The organism is Pandoraea bronchicola, assembly GCF_902459805.1.
Lineage (GTDB): Bacteria > Pseudomonadota > Gammaproteobacteria > Burkholderiales > Burkholderiaceae > Pandoraea > Pandoraea bronchicola.
In genome coordinates this window covers 275782-298805 of sequence record NZ_CABPST010000003.1, presented here as the reverse complement: position 1 = coordinate 298805, position 23024 = coordinate 275782, and the positions used below count along the sequence as shown (strand labels likewise).

The 23024-nt window shown below is 63.5% G+C and carries 22 protein-coding genes; 7 read left to right on the top strand and 15 right to left on the bottom strand.

The window, feature by feature from the left end; translation table 11 throughout:
• Positions 1-50 precede the first annotated feature (50 nt).
• Positions 51-260, bottom strand: a complete 210-nt coding sequence (locus PBR20603_RS24110; RefSeq protein WP_174977853.1) for a response regulator transcription factor — start codon at positions 258-260, stop codon at positions 51-53.
• 431 nt (positions 261-691) lie between these two features.
• Positions 692-2665, bottom strand: coding sequence for a sensor domain-containing diguanylate cyclase (locus tag PBR20603_RS08940; RefSeq protein ID WP_150559189.1), 1974 nt, complete (start codon positions 2663-2665; stop codon positions 692-694).
• A gap of 311 nt (positions 2666-2976) precedes the next feature.
• Between PBR20603_RS08940 and mutS the strand changes: the two genes are divergently transcribed.
• Together mutS and PBR20603_RS08930 are read left to right on the top strand one after the other, a co-directional pair.
• The gene (gene mutS / locus PBR20603_RS08935; RefSeq protein ID WP_150559188.1) at positions 2977-5679 is read left to right on the top strand and encodes a DNA mismatch repair protein MutS; all 2703 of its coding nucleotides are present in this window, start codon (positions 2977-2979) and stop codon (positions 5677-5679) included.
• 6 nt (positions 5680-5685) lie between these two features.
• Entirely contained in the window at positions 5686-7044 is a 1359-nt protein-coding gene (locus tag PBR20603_RS08930; RefSeq protein WP_150559187.1) for a hypothetical protein, read from the top strand.
• Positions 7045-7181: 137 nt separating this feature from the next.
• Here PBR20603_RS08930 and PBR20603_RS08925 read toward each other — a convergent pair whose 3' ends face one another.
• Complete coding sequence (locus PBR20603_RS08925) at positions 7182-7709, bottom strand: FKBP-type peptidyl-prolyl cis-trans isomerase (protein WP_150559186.1); 528 nt, start codon at positions 7707-7709, stop codon at positions 7182-7184.
• Positions 7710-7930: 221 nt separating this feature from the next.
• Here PBR20603_RS08925 and PBR20603_RS08920 point away from each other — a divergent pair, with 221 nt between their 5' ends.
• Together PBR20603_RS08920 and PBR20603_RS24105 are read left to right on the top strand one after the other, a co-directional pair.
• Positions 7931-9151: a ribosomal protein uL16 3-hydroxylase gene (locus PBR20603_RS08920; protein ID WP_150559185.1), complete on the top strand. Its 1221-nt coding sequence runs from the start codon at positions 7931-7933 to the stop codon at positions 9149-9151.
• A gap of 178 nt (positions 9152-9329) precedes the next feature.
• A complete protein-coding gene (locus tag PBR20603_RS24105; protein ID WP_174977852.1) occupies positions 9330-9587 on the top strand; it encodes a hypothetical protein in 258 nt (85 codons plus the stop codon).
• Positions 9588-9749: 162 nt separating this feature from the next.
• Here PBR20603_RS24105 and PBR20603_RS08910 read toward each other — a convergent pair whose 3' ends face one another.
• From PBR20603_RS08910 to PBR20603_RS08865, 10 genes are all read right to left on the bottom strand, one after another.
• Positions 9750-10538 carry an MBL fold metallo-hydrolase gene (locus PBR20603_RS08910; RefSeq protein ID WP_150559183.1) on the bottom strand — a complete coding sequence of 263 codons (789 nt, stop codon included), beginning with the start codon at positions 10536-10538 and terminating at the stop codon, positions 9750-9752.
• A gap of 8 nt (positions 10539-10546) precedes the next feature.
• A complete protein-coding gene (gene bamC, locus PBR20603_RS08905) occupies positions 10547-11689 on the bottom strand; it encodes an outer membrane protein assembly factor BamC (RefSeq protein WP_150559182.1) in 1143 nt (380 codons plus the stop codon).
• Positions 11690-11739: 50 nt separating this feature from the next.
• Complete coding sequence (dapA, locus tag PBR20603_RS08900) at positions 11740-12657, bottom strand: 4-hydroxy-tetrahydrodipicolinate synthase (RefSeq protein ID WP_039373642.1); 918 nt, start codon at positions 12655-12657, stop codon at positions 11740-11742.
• A gap of 42 nt (positions 12658-12699) precedes the next feature.
• A complete protein-coding gene (locus PBR20603_RS08895; RefSeq protein WP_150559181.1) occupies positions 12700-13296 on the bottom strand; it encodes a class I SAM-dependent methyltransferase in 597 nt (198 codons plus the stop codon).
• The gene (locus PBR20603_RS08890; RefSeq protein ID WP_150559180.1) at positions 13293-14495 is read right to left on the bottom strand and encodes a tryptophan--tRNA ligase; all 1203 of its coding nucleotides are present in this window, start codon (positions 14493-14495) and stop codon (positions 13293-13295) included. The genes PBR20603_RS08895 and PBR20603_RS08890 overlap by 4 nt, the downstream gene beginning before the upstream one ends.
• A gap of 25 nt (positions 14496-14520) precedes the next feature.
• Complete coding sequence (locus tag PBR20603_RS08885) at positions 14521-15186, bottom strand: site-2 protease family protein (protein ID WP_150559179.1); 666 nt, start codon at positions 15184-15186, stop codon at positions 14521-14523.
• Positions 15187-15259: 73 nt separating this feature from the next.
• Positions 15260-15886 carry an L-threonylcarbamoyladenylate synthase gene (locus PBR20603_RS08880; protein WP_150559178.1) on the bottom strand — a complete coding sequence of 209 codons (627 nt, stop codon included), beginning with the start codon at positions 15884-15886 and terminating at the stop codon, positions 15260-15262.
• A gap of 12 nt (positions 15887-15898) precedes the next feature.
• Positions 15899-16732: a 3',5'-nucleoside bisphosphate phosphatase gene (locus PBR20603_RS08875; protein WP_150559177.1), complete on the bottom strand. Its 834-nt coding sequence runs from the start codon at positions 16730-16732 to the stop codon at positions 15899-15901.
• Positions 16733-16851: 119 nt separating this feature from the next.
• Positions 16852-17742, bottom strand: a complete 891-nt coding sequence (locus PBR20603_RS08870) for an alpha/beta fold hydrolase (protein WP_150559176.1) — start codon at positions 17740-17742, stop codon at positions 16852-16854.
• 81 nt (positions 17743-17823) lie between these two features.
• Positions 17824-18708 (bottom strand): ferritin-like domain-containing protein, encoded by an 885-nt coding sequence (locus PBR20603_RS08865; RefSeq protein WP_150559384.1) that lies wholly within the window; start codon positions 18706-18708, stop codon positions 17824-17826.
• Between the two features lie 154 nt (positions 18709-18862).
• Between PBR20603_RS08865 and PBR20603_RS08860 the strand changes: the two genes are divergently transcribed.
• The 3 genes from PBR20603_RS08860 to PBR20603_RS08850 all read left to right on the top strand — a co-directional run bounded on the left by PBR20603_RS08860 (position 18863) and on the right by PBR20603_RS08850 (position 21087).
• Positions 18863-19387, top strand: a complete 525-nt coding sequence (locus tag PBR20603_RS08860; RefSeq protein ID WP_150559175.1) for a gamma carbonic anhydrase family protein — start codon at positions 18863-18865, stop codon at positions 19385-19387.
• A 210-nt stretch (positions 19388-19597) separates the two neighbouring features.
• On the top strand, positions 19598-20533 hold the full coding sequence (hslO, locus tag PBR20603_RS08855) for an Hsp33 family molecular chaperone HslO (RefSeq protein ID WP_150559174.1): 936 nt from the start codon (positions 19598-19600) through the stop codon (positions 20531-20533).
• 167 nt (positions 20534-20700) lie between these two features.
• Entirely contained in the window at positions 20701-21087 is a 387-nt protein-coding gene (locus PBR20603_RS08850) for a hypothetical protein (protein WP_150559173.1), read from the top strand.
• Between the two features lie 86 nt (positions 21088-21173).
• On the opposite strand, the gene ftsB is transcribed toward PBR20603_RS08850, so the two are convergent.
• Positions 21174-21605, bottom strand: coding sequence for a cell division protein FtsB (ftsB, locus tag PBR20603_RS08845; RefSeq protein WP_150559172.1), 432 nt, complete (start codon positions 21603-21605; stop codon positions 21174-21176).
• Positions 21606-21678: 73 nt separating this feature from the next.
• Positions 21679-22962, bottom strand: coding sequence for a phosphopyruvate hydratase (eno, locus tag PBR20603_RS08840; protein WP_039373660.1), 1284 nt, complete (start codon positions 22960-22962; stop codon positions 21679-21681).
• Positions 22963-23024: the final 62 nt, after the last annotated feature.

The window sequence follows — 23024 nt, the reverse complement described above, 5'->3', positions numbered from 1 at the left end:
GGGAGCCGGCTGTTCGGGGCAAGCCTGCGACGCCCGCCCCGGGAGAACAGTCAGGCGATGCCCTCCCCCCCTTCGTCGATCAGCCCGTGACGAATCGCGTAGCCGATCAGCTCTGCACTATCGTCAAGCGCGAGTTTGTGCAGAATGTGTGTGACGTGTGCTGCAATCGTTCGCTCGCTCGAATGCAAGGCATGAGCGATTTCATTGACGGCCAGGCCGTCGACCAGCATGTGAAACACTTCGTTTTCGCGAACCGACAAACTCAGATGCCTCGGCCTGTCTTCGCGCTCACCGGTACCCTGCCGCAGACGCGGCTCCCGATGCGATGCCCGCGGTGGCTCACGGCGCGCGCCTGCTTCGCGCCACCCTGCGTCGGAAGCCGCCCGCGCTGTTGTCCGGCTTCGTCCGCCCTCAAGTTTCATGCCCGCCTCCTGTGTGAAGACTGCCCCGCGCCGTATCCGTCGACCGCACTGAGCCACCGACGAACGGCGTCGCTCATTGTGCGTCAGACAACTCACGCTCGTAACTTCACAGAAGCTCATCGCAACGGCGCGTCCGATTGCCGTTGCCTAATGCGCAGCGCCCCACACAAGTGCCGCGCTCATGACAAACGCCGACACCTGCCGCCCGACATCCGCCCGACATCCGCCCCACATCCGCCGGGCATCGCGCTGCTACGGTGAGCGCCCGCTTACCCTGAGCTGCCGGAGTCGCCGTCGCTGAGCACGAAGCGCCCGCGCCCGCCGTGTTTCGCGTTGTACAACGCACGGTCGGCGGCTTCGAACAACATGCCTGGCGTTTTGTCCTCTCCGCGCGCGACCATCGCCACGCCGACACAAGCGCCCACGACGACCTCGCCGGCAGAGAGCACCATTGGCCGCGACGCCAGATCGAGAATCGACATCGCCGTGCGCTCGACATCGACGACATCCTGAACGTCCGCCATGATGACGGCAAATTCGTCGCCGCCGAAACGGGCGATGGCATCGCTCTCGCGCACGCTCGCCACAAGCCGTTTGGCCAGTCGCCGCAACAGTTCGTCACCCAGCGCATGGCCCCAGGTGTCATTGACCGCCTTGAAGCGATCCAGATCGACGAACAACAGCGCCTGCGCGCCGGCCCCTTCGCGCGCACGCCGCACCGCGCCGGCCAGCGCCTGATCGAAACCTTTGCGATTGAGCAACCCGGTCAGATGATCAGTGTGCGATTCACGCCGCAGGCGCCGCTCGTTCGTGCGCTCGATCGTGATATCGCGCACGAAAAGATGAACGCCAGCGAGCACGTTTGGCGTTGCCCATTCCGGCTGATAATTCACCTCGAAGCATCGATACGCGGCGTCTTCACCAAAATCCCAGACAAAGGTGGCAGCCTCGCCCGCGAATGCCCGCGACAGGTAGGGGGAAAATTCACGATAAAGCGACGGGCCGAGCAACTCGCGCGCCGTCGCGCCGAGAATGCGATCACGCGAGTGGCGCAGTCGCAATTCGCATGCCCGGTTCACGAACGCAAAGCGCTGGTCGCCGTCGAGAAACGCCACCAGATACGGTACACGGTCTGCGATCTCCTGCATGCGGCGCACATTCGCGCGTGCCGCTTCGCGCGACATCTCCAGCGCTTCCGTGCGATCGCCCAGGCGCTCCATCATGCCGCGAAACGAGTTCGCGAGCGCCCCGATCTCGTCGGCACGCTGCACCGGCAACGATTGCACCGCACGCATATCGCCGGCGCTGCGCTCCACGAGGTCTCGCAGGGTGTCGAGCGGACGCAGCATGCGCCGCGCCATCCACCACATCGCAAATGCCGCAATGCCAATGGCGGCAATCGCGAGCATGATCATGCGGCGCCGCACCCGGGCGAGCGGATCGAAGGCCTCGGCGCCGGGCACGACCGCCACGACCGACCAACCGGTCGTCGCCATGGGAGCGCGCGCGACAAGCGGATGCATGTGAACGATGTCGTGCGAGTCGGGGTCGCGTATGCCACATAGCGTCTGCACCGGCCCCACGGGCGTGAGAATCTTGGTCACGTCCGCCTGAATCACATAGCGTGCCGGGTTCTCGTTGGTAATCAGGCAGTAACGTCCGGTCTCGCCAACGGTATTGCTCGCCAGATCGACGATGAAATTCTGGCGAAGCAGATTGACCGCCCCGCCGATCACGGCCGTCACCTTGCCCTTTGCATCGGTGATGGGCACGGCGAGTACGATGCCCGGCGAACTCGTGATCTTGCCCGCGATCACGTTGGAAACCGCCTGCGGGGCGCCTGCCAGCAACTGCCGGAAGTAATCGCGGTCGGCAATATTGAAGGGCGTGGCGGCGAACGTCGAGTCGTAGAGAATACGGCCGTCAGACGCGGCCACGAAAATCGTGTTGAACGTTTCCGGCATCGACACCGACATGCTGGAAAAAGCATCGAACTGCGCGGGCGTCATGGCATAGGGATCGCCGATATTGCGGGACATCCGATGCAATGCGACAAACTTCGTACGCAATTTGTCGTCGAGCTGATCGGCAACGAGGTTGACCTGCGTGTCGAGCTGCGCCTGCATCGAGCTTCGCAATTCCCCATAGACGAAAAACTCGATACCGACGGCCACACCGACGATCAATATCATCGAGACGAGCGCTGTCGCCAACGCGACTCGTCCCTTCAACGACTTCACCATGCTGGCCCGTACGAGAGTAGCTTGTGCTGCTTTTTTGGTAATTTTTGCGAGAGCTTACCACCCGAAACGGCACATTTTCGGGAAACTTGAGCAAAATTCGCTGCCTTCATGTGACATGCGCACCGGCACCCGAAGGCGACATCGCAGCACATCGCATGACGGCGCGTGTCAAACCCGTCGTAAAATTGCGCATCCAACGCGCCACGATGGTGCAAACCGGCATGCCGCATGCCGGCTCTCCGTGAGATCCTCCCGTCAGGCCTAGCCCGCCGGGGGCATCGTGACCCGACTCGCCCGACCCGAATTCATTCATGACGAGCACCCAAGCGACTCCCGCCCCTGTCTCCGCCGCACCGATGACGCCGATGATGCAGCAGTACACGCGCATCAAGGCCGAGCATCCGAACATGCTTGTCTTCTATCGCATGGGCGACTTCTACGAGCTGTTCCATGACGACGCGGCCAAGGCGGCACGCCTGCTCGACCTCACGCTCACCGCGCGTGGCCAGTCCGGCGGACAGCCGATCCGCATGGCCGGTGTTCCGCATCACGCCGTGGAGCAATATCTCGGCAAACTGGTCAAGCTCGGCGAATCGGTCGCCATCTGCGAGCAGATCGGCGACCCGGCCACGTCCAAGGGTCCGGTCGAGCGCAAGGTCGTGCGCATCGTCACCCCCGGCACACTCACCGACGCCGCCCTCCTCAGCGACAAGGTCGATCAGTATTTGCTTGCCGTGCAGATGCCCCCGGCGAGGCGCGCGAGTGAGCGCATGGCCGGCCTCGCCTGGCTGTCGCTCGCCAGCGGCGAACTGCGCCTCATGGAAGTGGCCGCCGACAAGCTGCCGCGCGAACTGGAGCGCATCCGCCCGGCCGAGACGCTCGTGCCGGACAGCGCACTCGAAGCGTTCGAGGGCTTTTCCCTCGGCACCACCACCCGCGTGCCCGACTGGCATTTCGACACGGCCGCCGGCACGCAGCGTCTGCGCGATCAACTGGGTGTTGCCAGCCTGACGGCCTTCGGCTGCGACGGTCTGAACCCGGCGCTAGGCGCGGCCGGCGCGCTGCTGCAGTACGCAGCCGCCACGCAGGGCCAGTCGCTGCGTCATGTGCAAAGTCTGAACGTGGAGCGGGAAGCCGCCTATATTGGCCTGGACGCCGCCACCCGGCGTAATCTCGAGCTCACCGAAACGCTGCGCGGCACCGAATCGCCGACGCTGCTCTCGCTGCTCGACACTTGCGGCACCACCATGGGCAGCCGCCTGATGCGCCACTGGCTCCATCACCCGATGCGTGATCAGCAAGTGCCGCAGTCGCGCCAACTGGCTATCGCTACGCTGCTCGAAGGCCCCGGCGCATGGCGCGCGCTGAACAGCGAATTGCGGCATGTCGCGGATGTCGAACGGATTACGGCACGTCTGGCACTACTCACGGCGCGTCCGCGCGATCTGTCGAGCCTGCGCGATGCGCTGCGCCGCCTGCCTGAACTGCACACGACGCTGCGCGCCGTCGAAGCGGGCTCGCCGCTGCTCGCGATCCTGCACGAAGACCTCGCGATTCCCGATGCCGCCCTCGCGCTGCTCACGAGCGCCATTGCCGAAGAACCGGCGGCAATGGTGCGAGACGGTGGCGTCATTGCACGGGGGTACGACGCCGACCTCGACGAATTGCGCGACATCTCGGAGAACTGCGGGCAGTTCCTCGTCGATCTGGAAACACGTGAGCGGGCACGCACCGGCATCAACAATTTGCGCGTCGAGTTCAACAAGGTTCACGGCTTCTATATCGAAGTCACGCGCGGCCAGACCGACAAGGTGCCCGACGACTATCGCCGCCGCCAGACCCTCAAGAATGCCGAGCGCTACATCACGCCCGAGCTGAAAACGTTCGAAGACAAGGCGCTGTCCGCGCAGGAGCGTTCGCTCGCTCGGGAAAAGCTACTTTACGACGCGCTGCTGCAAACACTGTTGCCGCACATCACCGAGTTCAAGCGCATTGCGCAGGCGCTCGCGCAGTTGGATGTTCTCGCCGCACTGGCCGAGCGTGCCGAGACGCTGGGCTGGGTGAAGCCCGAGTTGGTGGAAGATCGCGTGGTCGACATTCGTCAGGGCCGCCACCCGGTCGTCGAGCAACAGGTGGAGCGCTTCATCGCCAACGATTGTTCGCTGGGCGATGCCCGCCGCCTGCTGCTCATCACCGGCCCGAACATGGGCGGTAAGTCGACGTTCATGCGTCAGACCGCGCTGATCGCCCTGCTCGCTTACGTAGGCTGCTACGTGCCCGCCGAGGCCGTGCGCCTCGGGCCGCTCGACGCCATCTTCACGCGTATCGGCGCGTCGGATGACCTTGCGGGCGGGCGTTCGACGTTCATGGTCGAGATGACCGAATCGGCGGCCATTCTGCATACGGCGACCGACCAGAGTCTCGTGCTGATGGACGAGATCGGACGCGGCACATCGACGTTCGACGGCCTCGCGCTCGCCTGGGCGATTGCGCGGCATCTGCTCGGTCACAACCGCTGCTACACCTTGTTCGCGACACACTATTTCGAGCTGACCCAGCTTCCCGAAGAGTTCCCGCAATGCGCGAACGTGCACCTGTCGGCCGTGGAGCATGGCGAAGGCATCGTGTTCCTGCACGCGGTTCAGGACGGCCCCGCGAGCCAGAGCTACGGCTTGCAGGTCGCCCAACTCGCCGGGGTGCCGATGCCGGTCATACGCGCGGCGCGCAAGCATCTTGCGTTGCTCGAACAGCAGGCGCTCGATCCGGCCGCACCGCAGCTCGACCTGTTCGCGGCGCGAGCGCCGATCGAAGATGACCTCGAGGACGATCTCGATGACGCGTCAGATAGCGCAGTTGCACTTCAGGCGACACATGGCGCCGCCGCACTCGATCCAGCGGCCGAGGCCGCGCTGGCGCGTCTGGCGCAAATCGATCCGGACGATCTTCGCCCTCGCGAAGCCCTCGACCTGCTGTATGAACTGCGAGGCCTGATGCAAGGCCGCGCGAACGGCTGAGCACTCATGCCGACGCTGCGCCGCTTGCGCGCGCCTCGCCACACCGGCACCGGCTTGCTGGCCGCGTGCCTCGTGGCACTTGCGTTGGCGACGGGTTCGACATCGACGGCGGCGGCGCCAGGTAACGCGAAACCCGCGGCGAAGGCAGCCGCACAAAGCCCGCCGAAACCGCCGCCGTTCGAATTTGCCGTGCTCGGCAATATCCCGTTCGGCAATACCGAGGTGCCGGCGGTGCGCAGCGTGCTGGCCAACATCGGCGACACGCAGGCCGCATTCATCGTGCATGCGGGCAATCTCAAAGGCGTCACCGAGTCGTGTCGCGACGAACTCATCACGCAACGCCTGAGCCTTCTCGCCAGCGCTCCCAAGCCGCTCATTTACGTACCCGGTGCGAACGATTGGGCCGATTGCCAGCGCGCAACCGACGGGGGCTACAACCCCGTGGAGCGTCTCGACTTTCTCCGAGATCACGCGTTCGACGACGATGCGCTGCTAGGCCCGGGGCCTGTGGGTTATGCGCAGTTCGATCTGACCCGTCAAAGCGAAATGGCGCGCTTTCGCCAGTACCACGAGAACGTGCGATGGTTCTATCGCGGCGTAGTGTTCGTCGGCCTGAATCTTCCCGGCAACAACAATAACTACCGCACAGCCGGGGGACGCAACGGCGAATACGAAGACCGGGTCATTGCGACGCGTGTCTGGTTGCAGCATGCGGCCGTCTACGCACAGCAGAAGGATGCGATCGGCATGGTCATCGTTGCGCAGGCCGACCCGGAGTTCGAACCGGTGCGCAGCGGCGGTCTGAGCGGCATTTTCTCGGAACGGTCCGGACGGCGCGGCGTTGATGGCTACAAGGATTTCCGCACGCAACTGCAGAGACTCGCCAGCCGCTTCAAGGGGCCGATCCTGCTGATCGACAGCGGCAAGACGATGCGTCACACGCAACCGCTGCGTGACGCTCACGGCACGCCGGTCAAGTCGTTCACGCAGTTGAGCAGTTACGGCTCCCCGACAGCAAATCGTTGGGTACGCGTGCGCATCGATCCGCGTACTGCGCAACTGTTCCGTTTCGAGAGTGTGGCGCTCCCTGCCAATAGCGCGGCGGCGCCAAGAACTCAGCGCAGCGGCGGCGTGACGCCGGCGGCGGTCGTCCCGCCGAATCCTGAGCCGGGCCGAACATCTGGCACCACCGCACCCGCTCCGGGTGCCATGCCTCACGCTGCGCCCTACTCCGCCCTCTACCCGGCGTCCGGTCTTGCCTCCGGCGCCAGCTCGGTGAGCCCGGACCCCAATCAGGGGGTCACGCCCATCGGCCCCGCGCGCCAGCCAGGCGCAACCGCACACCCTGCGGCACACAGTCACTAAGCACGCCCCTCAAATGCAAACGCCGGGTACGGCGCATCGCATTATGCAATGCGCCGTACCCGGCGAATGTCACCATACCGCTCACATGTCGTGCGCCGCCTGCCTTGCCGTCAGGCGGCAGTGCGACTGCCGATAGCTTAGTGCAGCGTGGGCGCGTCGTCTTCGTCTTCGTCGACGACCTCGAGACCCGACGCGCCATGCGCGTGCTGGTGCTCGATTTCTTCTTCCGTCGCCTGACGCACGTCAGTCACCTTCAGCTCGAAACGCAATGCCATGCCGGCAAGCGGATGATTGCCGTCGAGCACGACCTTGTCATCGGCAACGTCCGTCACCGTGTAGATCAGCGTATCGGACTCTTCGTCGCCATCTTCCGGCGTGCCTTCGAACTGCATGCCAGCTTCGAGCGGCTCCGGGAAACGGCTACGCTCTTCGATCTTGACCAGCTCGGAATCGTAGTCGCCGAACGCGTCAGCCGGTTCCAGTTGCAGTTGGGTCTCATAGCCGACGTCCTGGCCATCGAGCGCTTCCTCGATCTTGGGGAACGTGCCATCATAGCCGCCGTGCAGATAGACCATCGGCTCGGCGCCGCTTTCTTCGATCAGGTTGCCCTGAGCGTCCGACAACTTGTAAGTCACCGAGACGACGGTATTCTTTTCGATCTTCATCAAACTCTCCGGAAAACAGCCCGCATTATACGCGCAGGCGTATGACAGCGATCCGGCAACGACCCGAGGCCTCACCGAGGCACGCCAATGAACGCACAGCGCGTTGGCATCGCACCGGTCCCGCACCTCGCGCCTGCGCGCAGGCGGCCATCGGATGACCGGAGACGCCATCACTCGCTGCCGTCACTTGCTGCCGACACTTTTAACGCTTCGATCAACGCATGACGACACTCCGCCCCACATCACCGCTGCTCGGCGGCCTCGCGCCCGACGCCTTCATGAAGCGCTACTGGCACAAGCGCCCGCTACTCATCCGGCAAGCGATTCCCGGTTTCACCGCGCCGCTCTCGCGCGAGGCGCTGTTCGCGCTCGCCGCGCAGGACGACGTCGAGTCGCGACTCATCAGCCATGCACGCAAGCGGTGGCAACTCGAGCATGGCCCATTCGATGCCGACGATCTGCCACCGCTGACGCGCAAGCAGTGGACACTTCTCGTGCAAGGCGTGAACCTGCACGCGCCGGCGGTTGACGCGCTCATGCAACAGTTTCGCTTCATTCCCGACGCTCGTCTTGACGACGTGATGATCAGCTACGCCACCGACGGCGGCGGCGTCGGCCCGCACCTCGACTCCTACGACGTCTTTCTGCTGCAAGCGCATGGCAAGCGACGCTGGCGCATCGGGCCGCAACGCGACACCACCTGGCTAGAGGGCGTGCCATTGCGCATCCTGAAGCACTTCGAAGCCGAAGAGGAATGGGTGCTGGAACCGGGCGACATGCTGTATCTGCCGCCGGGCTATGCGCATGACGGTGTCGCCGACGGCGAGTGCATGACGTACTCGATTGGTTTTCGCGCGCCGCTCGAGCAGGAGATGCTTCAGAACTTCCTGTACTACCTTGCAGAGAACGCCGCGGAATTGCCTTTCGCGCGCCATTTCGCTGGCCGATACGCCGATCCGTCGCAATCTGCCGTCAAGCATCCTGCCGCGTTGCCCGATGCCATGATCGACACCCTCGCGTCGCAACTCGAGAAAGTGCGATGGGGGCAAAAAGAGGTCGCAGACTTCCTTGGGCGCTGGTTGAGCGAACCGAAGTCGCATGTGTTTTTCGACCCGCCGGAAGCCCCGCTTTCGCAAGCTCGTTTCGTTCGGGAGGCGTCATTGCGGGGTATTGCGCTCTCGCCCAAGACGCAATTGTTGTATCGACGCAACCGATACTACGTCAATGGCGAGCCGCTCGAAGTCCCCGTCAGTGCGCGATCGACGTTACGGCGCATTGCCGATCAGCGCAGGCTGAATGCGGAAGAATGTGCGAATTTCGAGCAAAATGGCCAAGAAATCGTTGAAATTCTGTACGATTGGTATGCTTCGGGATGGCTGCAACTCGAACCCGACTCGAAGACCGTGCGAAAGTTGCGCGCTGTAAGGAAAAAAGCGGGGTAAATGCGCGAGATTGACGTGACGCGTTGGGGAAAACCCAATATAATTTCTCGCCAAGCAGCTTGCATGACCAAGGGTAATCCTCAATTGCCACAGGCTCGCAATCGGCTTTGCGCTGGCAAGAGCGTATTACCGTAACTAATATTCATTCGCTTGTCTTCTACCATAAAAGGACGTGATCATGAAGAAGTCTCTCCTCGTCGCTTCGTTGTTGGCTATCGCCCTGACCGCCTGCGGCAAGAAGGAAGAAGCCGCTGCTCCGGCTGCTGACGTTGCTGCTTCGGCCGCTGCTGCTGCTTCGGACGCTGCTTCGGCTGCTGGCGCTGCTGCTGATTCGGCTGCTTCGGCTGCCGGCGCTGCTGCTGACACGGTCGCTTCGGCTGCTGGTGCTGCTGCTGACGCCGTTGCTTCGGCTGCTGACGCTGCTGCCAGCAAGTAAGCTCTCGCTGCCGCAAGGCAGTTGAGCAAAAAAAGCCGGTCTTTCGACCGGCTTTTTTGTTGTTCCTGGGTTTCGCATCTTTCGCGCCCGCCTCCCCGCCTCGGGCACCCTACCCCCTCAGACCGCCCTCAGACCGCCGTCATGCGGCGCCGAAGCCACTAGCTAGCACGTCAGCCAATCAAAACCGCCGGCCTGCGTTGCCACCAGGATCTCCGTCGCCTCGGCACCGATAACAGCCGACATCGCCGCCATGGCCAGCTCGGGCGTGTTGTTTTGCTCGCTCAAATGCGCACAAATCACACGCTGCAACTTCGCCCTGTCGATCGCCCCCAGAATCTCCGCGGCCGCCTCGTTCGCCAGATGGCCATAGATGCCGCCAATCCGCGCTTTGAGTGACGGGGGATACTTGCTGTTGGCCAGCATCTCGCGGTCGTGATTGCATTCGAGCACCAAGGCATCGCAGCCACCGAGCGTGGCGATCAAATGCGCGGTCGGACATCCGGCATCCGTGAGCACCCCCAAGCGGCGTGCGCCGTCGGAAAACACAAACTGAAGCGGCTCGCGCGCGTCGTGAGGCACGGTGTACGGATGAAGCTCGATATCCCCCACTGCCAGCCGCTCGTCAGAGCGGCACCAGCGCACGAGCGCGTCGTCACCCGGCTTGAGCGTCGCGTGGACTTTGACGGCCTGCCCCGTTCCCCAACTCATGATGAGCGGGATCCGGTACTTGCGCGTGAGGGAAAGGGCACTGCCAATGTGGTCGGCGTGCTCATGCGTGATGACGATGGCGTCGAGCGACGCCACGTCGATCGAGCGCGCCGTCAGACGCCGCTCGACCTCACGCATCGAGAAACCGCAATCGAGGAGAATGCGTGTCGTGGAGACGCCTTCCGACGCCTCCACCAGCAGGGCATTACCTTCGCTGCCGCTGCCTAAACTGGCGAACCGCACGCCCCGCCTTAACGGAGCTGGTTGCTGATCACGCCGATGATCGTCTGTGCGATCTGCGAGTTGTCGACGTTACCCTTGTCGTCGAGCACTTGCACACGCGTCTGGCTGTCGCCGCGACCCTGTACGTTCACGCTGTACTTCTTGGCCTTCTTGGCGTCCTGCACTTCCTTCGCATGGAACAGGCTGTAGAAGAAGCCATTGTCCTTGGCGAGCGATGCCGGATCGACGTAGCTCACGAAGTACAACCCCTTGGCGCGGTCGCGATCGTCCACAGTGAAGTTACCGCGATCGAGCGCCACACCGACACGACGCCATGCGCGATCGAACGGCTCGTTGATGTCAAGATAGGCCGCATCCGCCGTCTTCACGACCTGGCTCGTCGGCACGCCGGACTTGGCACCCTCGACCTGCGCCTGAGCTTGCTCCGTCTGTGCGCCGAAGCGTTGCATGAGCTTGGTCAGGAAGATCGCCTCGAGACCCGGATCGTTCGGTGCCGGCTCCCACTTGGTCGTGTCCTTCTGCGCGTTCGTGAACACTTCCACCATGCGGCGGTGCGTAATGTACACGTCCGTGCCGCCGTTCGGGTCGCGTTCCACACGGGTACGGAAGCGGTCGCGTTCGCCGGTCGAGTACAGACCGTCCATAACCTTGCCAAGCAGATCGCGGATGATGTCCTGATTCAGCTTGGCGCGATTCTCCGCCCAGTCGGTTTCCATCACACCCGTGTCAGGCGAATCGATCGTCAGCACGAAGCCGTTCTCTTGCCAGAATTCACGCAGCGTCGGCCACAGATCGCCCGGCGCCTTCTGAATCACCAGCCAGCGCTCGTTGCCGTCGCGCACGACCTTCATGCCCGGCACGGCCGGCAAAACGGTGTCCGTCGGATTTGCTGCAACGACCTTCTGCTGCGTCTCGTAGGTCGACAGCGTTGCGGTGCCGGCCGGCGACACGTACTTGCGATCGGTGGCCTGAACGTTCGTCAGATCCGGCGGAACGTCGAGCGAGGGGCCGGTCTTCGAGCTTTTGTAGTCCACCTTATCGGAGGACAAGGCACTCGAGAGGGAACTGCATCCGGCGACGAGGGCCAACGAGGCAATAGCGGCCCATGCCAGCACGGGACGAGCTACGGAATTACTGACGATTCGTTTCATGAGTCGCAAAAAAAGGGTGGGCAATCGAACCCGGGTGCTTGAACGACAGCTTAGACAACGGCGATGTTGGCCGACTTGAGAGCACCCAGCACCGTGTCTTGATACGCCTGCGCAAGCGGCGTGAGCGGCAGGCGGATGCCCGACGCGATCATGCCCATCTGTTGCAGCGCCCACTTCACGGGGATCGGATTGGCTTCGACGAACATGGCACGGTGCAGTTCAAACAACTGGAATTGCAGTTCCCGTGCCTTGGCCACATTGCCGGCCAGCGCAGCGACGCACAGCTCGTGCATCGCACGCGGTGCCACGTTGGCAGTGACCGAGATATTACCCTGACCGCCCATGAGCATAAGCGCAACAGCCGTCAGGTCGTCACCGCTGTACACGGCGAAGCTCTTCGGGGCACGCCGGATCAGGTCGATGCCGCGATCCAGATTGCCCGTGGCGTCTTTCACGCCCACGATGCCAGGCACTTGCGCCAGACGCAGCAGCGTATCGTTGCTCGCGTCTGCCACGGTACGGCCGGGCACATTATAGAGGATGACCGGCAGCTCAACGGCTTCCGCAATGGCGCGGAAGTGCTGGTACTGACCCTCCTGCGTGGGCTTGTTGTAGTACGGCACGACCTGCAGCGACGCATCGGCGCCGACCTGCTTCGCATGCTTTGTCAGTTCGATGGCTTCCGCCGTCGAGTTGCCGCCCGTGCCGGCGATGACCGGGACCTTGCGACCTCGCGACTTGCCGGCTTCCGCCGTTTGCTGCACGGCGATCTCAATGAGTTCGCAATGCTCTTCGACGTTGACGGTCGGCGATTCGCCCGACGTACCGACGATCACGATACCGTCGGTGCCTTCGTCGACATGCCAGTTGATCAGGTTACGCAGTGCTTCTCGGTCAAGGCTGCCGTCTTCTGCCATCGGCGTGACAATCGCGACGATACTGCCTTGAATCGGAGTTTGGGTAGTCATGGTTGATCGAACAATTCAGCGATAAGGGTGGATTGTAGCGGATTACGCGGCCGGCTCGTACAGCGCGGCAATGCCGGGGTTTTCCCCGGGGGCAGCACGCATAGCGCACAAGCGCTGCACGCACGCCGCACGCGGCGCTGGCAACGTGACATCCTCGAAGGCCGTCACGCGCAGATCCGCCGTGCGCGCCGCGTCAAGCAATTCACCGGGTGCCAGCAGAAACAGCGGATTGGACGGCTTTCCGTACCTTTCGTTTCCCCGCGCGAAGGTTTCATAAATCAACACGCCGCCCGGTGCAACGCTGGCGGCGATGTGCGGGAACAGCGGCCGGTGCAGATAGTTCGTGACGATGACCGCATCGAACGTCGCGCCTTCGGCCAACGGCCACGGCGCGCCTTCAAGATCGGCGGCCAGTGTCGTGACGTTCTCCAGCATTGACATCGTGGCAAGCGCTGCCTCGTCGCGATCGACAGCGGTGACGTGCGCGCCGCGAGCCGCCAGCCAGCGGGTGTGACGCCCATGGCCGCACGCCAGATCGAGCACACGCGCGCCCGGCGCAATCAGATGCGCCCAACGCACCAGCCACGGCGACGGAGCGCCGACGCCGTGCGTCGTGCCCGGAACGGCAGCATCCGTCATGAATATTGCAGCCCCATGGCTTCGCGCACATCGCGCATGATCTCCTGCGCGGATTTTCGAGCCTTCTCACAGCCGTCCGCCGCGATGGCGCGCAGCAGCGACGGATCGTCCATGTACTTTTGCGCGCGCTCGAGCATCGGCTGCTGCTCACGCAGAATGCCCTCAATGACCGGCTGCTTGCACTCGAGGCAGCCGATACCGGCGCTGCGGCAGCCCTTCTGCACCCAGTCGCGGGTATCGTCGTCGCTATAGACCTGATGCAGTTGCCATACCGGGCACTTCTCGGGATCGCCCGCATCGGTGCGACGCACACGTGCCGGATCGGTCGGCATGGTGCGCACCTTCTTGGTGATCGATTCCGCGTCTTCACGCAGACCGATGGTGTTGTTATAGGACTTCGACATCTTCTGCCCGTCGAGTCCCGGCATGCGCGACGCCGGCGTGAGCAATGCCTGCGGTTCGACCAGAATCAGCTTGCGTGTGCCTTCGAGATAACCGAAGAGCCGCTCGCGGTCCCCCAGCGACAGCGACTGCGATTCGGAAAGCATCGCGCGTGCCTGCTCCAGCGCCTCGTCGTCCCCCTGCTCCTGATACGCCGTACGCAGCTCCAGATACAACTTCGAGCGCTTGCCGCCAAGCTTTCGTGCGGCAGCCAGCGCCTTCTCCTCGAAGCCGGCCTCGCGACCGTACAGATAGTTGAACCGGCGGGCAATCTCGCGCGTCATTTCCACGTGCGGCACCTGGTCCTCACCCACCGGCACGTGCAGCGCACGATAGAGCAGAATGTCGGCCGCCATCAGTACCGGGTACCCCAGGAAGCCGTACGTCGAGAGGTCCTTTTCCTTGAGCTTCTCGATCTGCTCCTTGTACGTCGGCACGCGCTCGAGCCAGCCCAGCGGCGTGCTCATGCCGATGAGCAGCGCCAGTTCGGCGTGCTCAGGCACCTTGCTCTGAATGAAGAGCGTGGCCTGATTCGGATCGATCCCTGCGGCCAGCCAATCGGTCAGCACGTCCCAGACGTTCTGTTCGATGACTTCCGGCGTTTCGTAGTGCGTGGTGAGCGCATGCCAGTCGACCACGCAGAAATAGCACGGGTACTCCGACTGAAGCTGAATCCAGTTCTTGAGCACGCCGTGATAGTGGCCGAGGTGCAGACGACCGGTCGGTCGCATGCCGGAAAAAACGCGTTCGGGGTACATGGTCTTGTTTTGCTCTGCAAAAACTTCAGGAAATCAGCGACAGCAGCGGCGTGAGCATCCAGACGATAAAGTCGCGCCCCCACTGGATGAGCGGCCATAACCACACCCGGCCGAGCACACCGCTGACCACCAGGGCCATCACGATGAAAAAGCCGTAGGGTTCCAAGCGCGAGAGCGTGTAGGCGGCGCGCGCCGGCAGCAGCGACACGAGCACGCGTCCGCCATCGAGCGGCGGCACCGGAAACAGGTTGAACATGCACATCACGAGATTCACCAGCAGACCGGCCTGCGCCATCATCATGAAGAACGGCTCGTGAACGCCGGCCACTTGCAGGCCCAGGCCGAACACTGCCCAAAGCATCGCCTGAACGAAGTTGCAGAGCGGACCGGCCAGCGCCACCCAGATCGTATCGACGCGCGGATTGCGCAGACTGCCGAACGCGACCGGCACCGGCTTCGCGTAACCGAACAGGAATGCCCCGTTCGTCATGAAGTAGAGCGCGAGCGGCACGAGCACCGTACCGATCGGGTCGATGTGCTTGAGAGGATTGAGCGTCACACGCCCCATCAGATAGGCCGTGGGGTCGCCGAAATATTTCGCGACGTAGCCGTGGGCGGCCTCGTGCAACGTAATCGCAAAGAGGACGGGGAGCGCGTAGACGGCAACGGTCTGGATCAGGTCTGCATTCATAGCCGGCTATTGTAACAAGCAGACCCGCGCGCCAGTATTACGGTGCATGGCGAAGCTCGCGGGACATGCCCCGTCACGACAGCCCGAACGGCGTCAGCGAGCCGCGCCCGCGACGCAACACCTCGGGCGGCGTCACCGTCAGATCGATCACCGTCGACGGCTCTTTCGGACAAGCGCCGCCGTCGATCACCAGATCCAGTTGCTTTTCCAGCCGCTCGCGAATCTCTTCAGGGTCGTTCAGCGGCTCGGTTTCGCCCGGCAGAATCAGCGTGGTGGCGAGCAGCGGCTGGCCCAGCTCCTCGAGCAGCGCGAGCGTGATGGCATGCTCCGGCACCCGCAGGCCGATGGTCTTTCGCGAGGGATGCGAGAGACGGCGAGGCACTTCCTTCGTCGCTTCGAGAATGAATACGTATGGCCCCGGCGTGGTCGCTTTGATCAACCGGTACTGCCGGTTGTCGACGATGGCGAACTCCGCCAGTTCCGACAAATCGCGCACCAGCAGCGACAGCATCTGCTTCTCGTCGAGGCCGCGGATGCGGCGCAGACGATCGACGGCCAGCTTGTCGTCGATGTGACACGCAATCGCGTAGCTCGAATCGGTCGGCAACGCCACAATACCGCCCTTGTCGATAATCTGGGCGGCCTGCTTGATGAGTCGTGACTGGGGATTTTCCGGATGGATCTGGAAGAATTGCGACATAGCGTCGAAAGGTTACTGCCAGCGGTTCCAGACCGGAGTGAGATCGTCGGGCAGCGCAGGCAGCTTGCCGAGGAGCGCGCGGCTCTCGGTCGGTCCATGGAAATCCGAGCCGCGCGACGCCAGAAAACCGTACTGGCGCGCGACATCGGCATACTCGCGGTACTGCTCCGGCGTGTGGCTGCCGGTAATCACTTCGATACCTTCGCCGCCCAACTCACGGAACTGATCAAACAGTACCCCGAATTCGAGCGGAGAGAATTTGTAGCGGCCCGGGTGCGCCACGACGGCGACGCCGCCCGCGCCACGAATCCATTTCACGGATTCCTCCAGCGTCGCCCAGCGGTGCGGCACATAGCCTGGGCGCCCTTCCGCCAAATACTTCGCGAAGACATCCGAGACCGAGGCGCATTTGCCGATCTCCACCAGATACCGTGCGAAGTGCGTGCGCGAAATCAGGTCGGGATTCCCAACGTAGCGCAGCGCACCTTCGTACGCGTTCGGGATGCCCGCCGCCGCCAGTTGCTCGCTCATCTGCTCGGCCCGCGCCGCCCGGCCGCCCCGCGTGGCCGCGAGGCCGTCGATCAGCGCAGGGTTGTCGGGGTCGACGTTCAGCCCGACGATATGCACCGTGCGATTGGCCCACGTGATGGAAATCTCCACGCCGCTCACATAACGCATGCCCAGCGCTTCGGCCGCCGCGCGCGCTTCGCGCTGGCCGCCGATCTCATCGTGATCGGTCAGCGCCCACAGGTCGACGCCGGCCTCGAAGGCGACCTGCGCCACTTCAGACGGTGTAAGCGTACCGTCCGATACCTTGGAATGACAATGAAGATCCGCGTTAAGCATGATGAGCCGCCAGGCTGTGACACGTCCGACCCGCCAGAGACGGGCGCGTGACGTTGTAATGACGGCTTCATTCTACCGCTCAAGTGCACGCGACGCGAGTCGCCTGCGCGCTCGCGCACTTACGCCCGGCAGAAGTCATCGATCAACCGGGCCACGGCTTCGGGTTGATCGTGATGCAGCATGTGGCCCGCATCGGTCACGAAGACTTCCGTCAAATTCGGAAAGACCTCGAAACGTTCGCGGAACACCTCCTTGCCCTGCGCCCCGACGAAGTGTTGCAACACTTCCGAATCCGTCGCCTCCACATGCAACACCGGCGCGCTCACGTTGCTCCATACCGCCATGGCCTCATCGAGCCGGTAAGGGTACGGATTGGCGATCTTATGCGCCGCATCGGCAAGCAAATGCCATTGCCCGTCGCGTTCCTGGCGCGCCCAGCGCTGGGCCAGCCACGCCGCCCGCTCCGGTGTGAGACGCGGATTCGTCTTGCGCAGCCGCGCTGCCACGTCGTCGAGCGTGGCGTACGGCCGCAGCGTGGGCACACTCTGCAAATCGTCGAGCCAACGGCCGAGTTGACGAATGGCCGCGATGGGCTGGGACGGCGGCAGACCGAACCCCTCGAGATTCACGAGACGTCGCACCCGCGCCGGCCGAACCCCGGCATACAGGCACGCGACGTTGCCGCCCATGCTGTGGCCGATCAGGTTGATGGCTTCGCCCGGCTCGGTGTAGACGTCGAGCAAGGCTTCAAGGTCGGCGAGATAGTCGGGAAACCAGTAGCTGCCGCTGCGGCCATCGGCAACCGGCCAGTCCGTGAGGCCATAGCCGCGCCAGTCGGGGGCGAGCAGATGCCAGCGTTGCGCCAGCGATTGCGCCACGAACTGGAACGACGCCGACACATCCATCCACCCGTGCAACAGGAACAGCTTCGGCGCGCCGGGCGTACCCCACTGCCGAACGTGGTGGCGCAGGCCGCGCACCGTCAGAAATTCGGATCGCGAATCGGTCATGTCGCTGGCAGATAGTGAAGATCGAAACGATTGAGGATCACCGAGTATATCGGCTTCAAAATTGACGCATCGGCCGCGATGTCACTCGCTCGCCTGAAGGGCCGCGAGTTCGTCATCGTCGAAGCCCGCCGCCCGGCGGGCCGCCAGATTGAACGGTCCACGCAGGCGCGGCGCACTGTATTGGACCGCCAGCCGCGCGTAAGTCTCGATGGGATCGCATCCGGCGCGCTCGCAGCCCCAGCGATACCACCGGTTGCCGATGGCGACATGCCCGATTTCGTCGCGCAGGATGATGTCGAGAATGGCCGCACCGGCAGCGTCGCCGGCGCTGGCCAACTTCGCCTTGATCGGCGGACTGGCATCGAGTCCGCGCGCTTCCAGCGTGCGCGGCACCAGTGCGAGACGTGCCAGCCAGTCGCCTGACGTGCGGCGCGCCATCTCCCACAGCCCATCGTGCGCAGGAAAACAGCCGTAGTCGTAAGCGTCGCCCAGTGTTTTCAGGTGCGTCGAGAGCAGCGAGAAGTGATGCGCCTCTTCCGCGGCGACCTGCAACCAATCGTCGTAATACTCGGCGGGCAGGCCCTCGAAGCGCCACAGGGCGTCGAGCGCAAGATTGATCGCATTGAATTCGATATGGGCAAGCGCATGCAACAGTGCGGCACGCCCTTCGACCGACGTCACGGCGCGGTGCTTGAGCTCACGCGGGGAAACCAGCCGGGGCAACGCCGGACGTCCCGGAATACCTGCGTCGCGCTCGTCCGCCGCCTTGGGCGCATTGGCCACATTGGACGGATCGGACGCCCCCGCCATTTCGGCCATTCCAACCCCACCGAAGCGCCGTTCGGGGTGCCAGCGCGCGATGCCATCGCGCACCGCGTCGCGAAGCGCCGCCACGCCGCGGGCTTTCTCATACGGGTCGCATAGACGCAGGAGCGCGAGCGCGCGCTCGCGGGCGCAACCCGTCATGACGAGCATGACAGGCGCGTCGCAGGGCCAGGAAGCATCGATGGAACTGCCGGAAACGGCGTTGTGGGCGGCACCGCCGCCGGGCACGGGAGTGAAATCGGCCATGACGTTACAATAGCAATTTCGTCGATTTTAACCGCGAACCGAAGCCGCTATGCCGATCTATAAACTTGGAGACAAGACCCCGCAGATCCACGAGAGTGCTTTCGTGGCCGACACTGCGACCATCATCGGAGAGGTGATCCTCGCCGAGAACAGCAGCGTTTGGCCCGGCGTGGCGATTCGCGGCGACAACGAGCCGATCAAGGTCGGCGCGGGCACCAACGTGCAGGAAGGCGCCGTCCTGCATGCCGACCCGGGATATCCGCTGACGCTGGCTAACGGCGTGAGCGTCGGCCATCAGGCGATGCTGCACGGCTGCACAGTGGGTGAGAATTCGCTGATCGGCATTCAGGCCGTGCTGCTCAATGGCGCGGTCATTGGCCGCGACAGCCTGGTGGGCGCCGGGGCGCTGGTCACCGAACGCAAGACGTTTCCCGATCGCTCCCTGATTCTGGGCGTGCCCGCCAAGGTCGTGCGCGAGCTGACCGACGAGGAAGTCGCCAACCTCAAGCGCAACGCGGATGTCTACGCGACGCGCCGCCAGGTTTTCAAGGAACAACTGGTGCGCATCGGCTAAGCAAACGACCGGCGGCGGCGCGCTGGCAGTCCGGCGCGCGAGCCTGCGCTGCCGGGCGGTTGAAAATGCGGCGCGCGCCCCCAAATATCGCAACATTGACGCGCCAATCACCGGCTTTTGTGCGAAATCTGGCCTGTTCGTGCGGTTTTTTCCCGCGCACCGTCGCCCGCCACACTGACCGCCGTTGCCGCATTTTTCAGGAATTCAACCGTGTCCGATCAACTTCAGAAATTCATGTTCGACGCCGCCCCGGTGCGCGGCGAGTACGTCAGCCTCGACGCCACCTGGCGCGCGGTGCTGGAACGTCACGACTACCCGTTGCCGGTGCGCCACCTGCTCGGCGAAATGATGGCCGCTGCGGCGCTGCTCACCGCCAACGTCAAATTCGACGGCGCCCTGATTCTGCAACTGCATGGCGACGGCCCCGTCACCATGATCGTGGTCGAATGCAACGCCGACCTGACGATGCGCGCAACCGCGAAGTACAACGGCGAGATTCCCGACGACGCCACGCTCAAGTCGCTTGTGAACGTCGATGGCCGCGCAAGTTTCGCCATCACGCTCGACCCGCGCGTCAAGCAACCGGGCCAGCAGCCTTACCAGGGCATCGTGCCGCTGTCGGACGAACATGGCCCCCTGCCCGACATGGCCTCGGTGCTCGAGCACTACATGCACCATTCCGAGCAGCTCGACACGCGTCTGTGGCTGGCGTCGGACGACGATCATGCGGTCGGCATCCTGCTGCAGAAGCTGCCTGGACATGGCGGCACCGCAGGCGCAGGCGCCGAGCGCGCCCCCGAACTGGACGAGGACACGTGGAATCGCGTCTGCCAACTGGGCAACACGCTCAAGCGCGACGAAATGCTGAGTACCGACCGGGAAACGCTGCTGCATCGCCTGTTCTGGGAAGAGGCCGTGCGTGTGTTCGAGCCGCAGGTCGCCGCGTTCCGCTGCACCTGCTCGCGTGAGCGGGTCGCCAACATGCTGCGCACGCTGGGCGAAGCGGAAGTCATGAGCGTGTTCGACGAGCGTCCGAACGTTGAAGTGGCGTGCGAGTTCTGTCGCCAGACCTATCACTTCGACAAGGTGGACGCGGCGCACCTCTTTGCCGAGCAGTCGCACGCCGCACCGTCAGGGCAGCATTGAAAAACGACGCAATGACGGACGCACGGAACGACCGGTGCGCCCGCGAATCTCACGTCAGACATAGCGAGGCATGCCGCCTCGCGTCCACGCTGCCAATCCACCGGGATTCGTTCATGTCGCGACTCGCTCCCCACTCACAAACAGCCGGCTTGCAGCGAATGCAGCGAATGCAGCGAATTCGTCCCGTCGCCGGCGCACTCAGCACACTGCTGCTGGCGCTCGTCGCGGGCTGTGCGCAGTTGCAACTGCCCGCCCCCGACGCGCCCTCCGCTCGTCTTGCGCAAACACAAGATGCTCCGGCAATGACGGAGGCTCAGAAGCAGGATCTGACACGCCTGAACAAGCGCATTTACGACGAACAGGAAACGACCATCGAGCGCGAACGGGCCCAGCGCGCGCTCGAGGACGCGCTGCGCAGTTACAGCAGCAACGCCTATTTCTACGGCGGCTGGGGAAGCCCGGGATGGTATGGGCCCGGCTGGTACGGATCGGGATGGTACGGCCCGGGCGGGTATGGCCCGCGCTCGTCGGTCGGCATTGGCATCGGCTTCTGACCGGCACGCCGCCGAGAGGCAATGAAAAAGGCGTTCCCGAGGGAACGCCTTTTCGTTTTACCGTCCGCGCGTGACGCCAGCGGCGATTAGTGATGCTGAGTCTTGTGCGCCGACTGCGCCTTGCCCTTCGTCTGAGACGACGGCGTAGCGGCCGGCGGCGCCGCAGCAACCGACTTGTGCGCGGGCTCGGTCGACGACACGAGCGGTGCGTCGGCACCGGAGGCTGCCTGCGGTCCACCGGTGCCGTCAGGTGCGACGAACTGCACGAACACTTCGCCGTCCTTGACCATGCCCAGCTCGAAACGAGCGCGCTCCTCGATCGCCGCCGTGCCTTCCTGCAGATCCTGCACTTCGCCGGCAAGGCGATCGTTACGTTCCTTCAACTGCTCGTTCTTCTGCTGTTCGGCGCTCAACTCGTCGCGCAGTTCGTGCACGTACAACCAACCACCGTGGCCGAACCAGAGCGGATACTGGATCACTACCAGAAGCAGCACCAGTACCAAGGTCACCATTCGCATGCTTTCGCCTGGCAAGAATTCCGGAAAGTGCGTCCTGACCGGAATCGGGACTCAACTTTCCGGGGAAACGGAATTAGCGCAGATTGTAGAACGTTTCCTTGCCCGGATACGATGCGATATCGCCGAGATCTTCCTCGATGCGAAGCAACTGGTTGTACTTGGCGATACGGTCGCTACGCGAGAGCGAACCGGTCTTGATCTGACCGGCGTTCGTGCCCACGGCGATGTCGGCGATCGTCGAGTCTTCGGTTTCGCCCGAACGGTGCGACACCACGGCCGTGTAGCCGGCGCGCTTGGCCATTTCGATAGCGGCGAAGGTCTCAGTGAGCGTACCGATCTGGTTGATCTTGATGAGGATCGAGTTGGCAACGCCCTGCTCGATGCCCTGCTTCAGGATCTTCGTGTTGGTCACGAACAGATCGTCACCGACCAGTTGCACCTTCTTGCCCAGCTTCTCGGTCAGGATCTTCCAGCCGGCCCAGTCGTCTTCCGACATGCCGTCTTCGATCGAAACGATCGGGAACTTGTCGCACAGGTTGGCGAGGTAGTCGGCAAACTCTTCCGAGGTCAGCGACAGGCCTTCGCCGGCCAGTTCGTACTTGCCGTTCTTGAAGAACTCGGTCGAGGCGCAGTCGAGCGCCAGCAGCACGTCGTCGCCCAGGCGATAACCCGCATTCTCGACAGCTTGCTGAATGGTCGTCAGGCACTCTTCGTTAGACGCGAAGTTCGGTGCGAAACCGCCTTCATCGCCCACGGCCGTGCTCATGCCCTTGTCCGAAATGATCTTCTTCAGCGCATGGAAGATTTCCGCGCCGCAACGCAGGGCTTCACGGAAGCTCGTCTGGCTGACGGGCATCACCATGAATTCCTGGATGTCCAGGCTGTTGTTGGCGTGCGCACCGCCGTTGACGATGTTCATCATCGGCACCGGCATTTGCATGGCGCCCGAACCACCGAAATAGCGGTACAGCGGCAGACCGGCTTCTTCCGCCGCGGCCTTGGCCACGGCCATCGACACGGCCAGCGTGGCGTTCGCACCGAGGCGCGACTTGTTGTCCGTGCCGTCGAGTTCGATCAGGGTCTTGTCCAGGAAGGCCTGCTCTGCCGCATCCAGGCCCATGATCGCTTCCGAAATCTCGGTGTTGATGTGCTCGACTGCCTTCTGCACACCCTTGCCAAGATAGCGATCCTTATCGCCGTCGCGCAGTTCGATCGCTTCGCGCGAGCCGGTCGATGCGCCCGACGGCACTGCCGCACGGCCCATCACGCCCGACTCCAGCAGCACGTCGCACTCGACCGTCGGATTGCCGCGCGAGTCCAGCACTTCGCGCCCGATGATATCTACGATTGCACTCATGTATTCCTCGGTAACTGAATGACAAAAACGCTAAAGGGAACCTGCATCGCGCCGCAGCCCGT

What these genes read in the sequence shown, in the direction of transcription:
- PBR20603_RS24105 (WP_174977852.1), top strand. Translation starts at nt 9,330, where the DNA reads ATGAAGAAGTCTCTCCTCGTCGCTTCGTTGTTGGCTATCGCCCTGACC.
- PBR20603_RS08880 (WP_150559178.1), bottom strand. Translation starts at nt 15,886, where the DNA reads ATGTCGCAATTCTTCCAGATCCATCCGGAAAATCCCCAGTCACGACTC.
- PBR20603_RS08925 (WP_150559186.1), bottom strand. Translation starts at nt 7,709, where the DNA reads ATGAAGATCGAAAAGAATACCGTCGTCTCGGTGACTTACAAGTTGTCG.
- PBR20603_RS08850 (WP_150559173.1), top strand. Translation starts at nt 20,701, where the DNA reads ATGCAGCGAATTCGTCCCGTCGCCGGCGCACTCAGCACACTGCTGCTG.
- PBR20603_RS08865 (WP_150559384.1), bottom strand. Translation starts at nt 18,708, where the DNA reads ATGACGGGTTGCGCCCGCGAGCGCGCGCTCGCGCTCCTGCGTCTATGC.
- eno (WP_039373660.1), bottom strand. Translation starts at nt 22,962, where the DNA reads ATGAGTGCAATCGTAGATATCATCGGGCGCGAAGTGCTGGACTCGCGC.
- PBR20603_RS08875 (WP_150559177.1), bottom strand. Translation starts at nt 16,732, where the DNA reads ATGCTTAACGCGGATCTTCATTGTCATTCCAAGGTATCGGACGGTACG.
- PBR20603_RS08940 (WP_150559189.1), bottom strand. Translation starts at nt 2,665, where the DNA reads ATGGTGAAGTCGTTGAAGGGACGAGTCGCGTTGGCGACAGCGCTCGTC.
- mutS (WP_150559188.1), top strand. Translation starts at nt 2,977, where the DNA reads ATGACGAGCACCCAAGCGACTCCCGCCCCTGTCTCCGCCGCACCGATG.
- ftsB (WP_150559172.1), bottom strand. Translation starts at nt 21,605, where the DNA reads ATGCGAATGGTGACCTTGGTACTGGTGCTGCTTCTGGTAGTGATCCAG.
- PBR20603_RS08920 (WP_150559185.1), top strand. Translation starts at nt 7,931, where the DNA reads ATGACGACACTCCGCCCCACATCACCGCTGCTCGGCGGCCTCGCGCCC.
- PBR20603_RS08890 (WP_150559180.1), bottom strand. Translation starts at nt 14,495, where the DNA reads ATGTACCCCGAACGCGTTTTTTCCGGCATGCGACCGACCGGTCGTCTG.
- dapA (WP_039373642.1), bottom strand. Translation starts at nt 12,657, where the DNA reads ATGACTACCCAAACTCCGATTCAAGGCAGTATCGTCGCGATTGTCACG.
- PBR20603_RS08895 (WP_150559181.1), bottom strand. Translation starts at nt 13,296, where the DNA reads ATGACGGATGCTGCCGTTCCGGGCACGACGCACGGCGTCGGCGCTCCG.
- bamC (WP_150559182.1), bottom strand. Translation starts at nt 11,689, where the DNA reads ATGAAACGAATCGTCAGTAATTCCGTAGCTCGTCCCGTGCTGGCATGG.
- PBR20603_RS08870 (WP_150559176.1), bottom strand. Translation starts at nt 17,742, where the DNA reads ATGACCGATTCGCGATCCGAATTTCTGACGGTGCGCGGCCTGCGCCAC.
- PBR20603_RS08860 (WP_150559175.1), top strand. Translation starts at nt 18,863, where the DNA reads ATGCCGATCTATAAACTTGGAGACAAGACCCCGCAGATCCACGAGAGT.
- PBR20603_RS08930 (WP_150559187.1), top strand. Translation starts at nt 5,686, where the DNA reads ATGCCGACGCTGCGCCGCTTGCGCGCGCCTCGCCACACCGGCACCGGC.
- PBR20603_RS08885 (WP_150559179.1), bottom strand. Translation starts at nt 15,186, where the DNA reads ATGAATGCAGACCTGATCCAGACCGTTGCCGTCTACGCGCTCCCCGTC.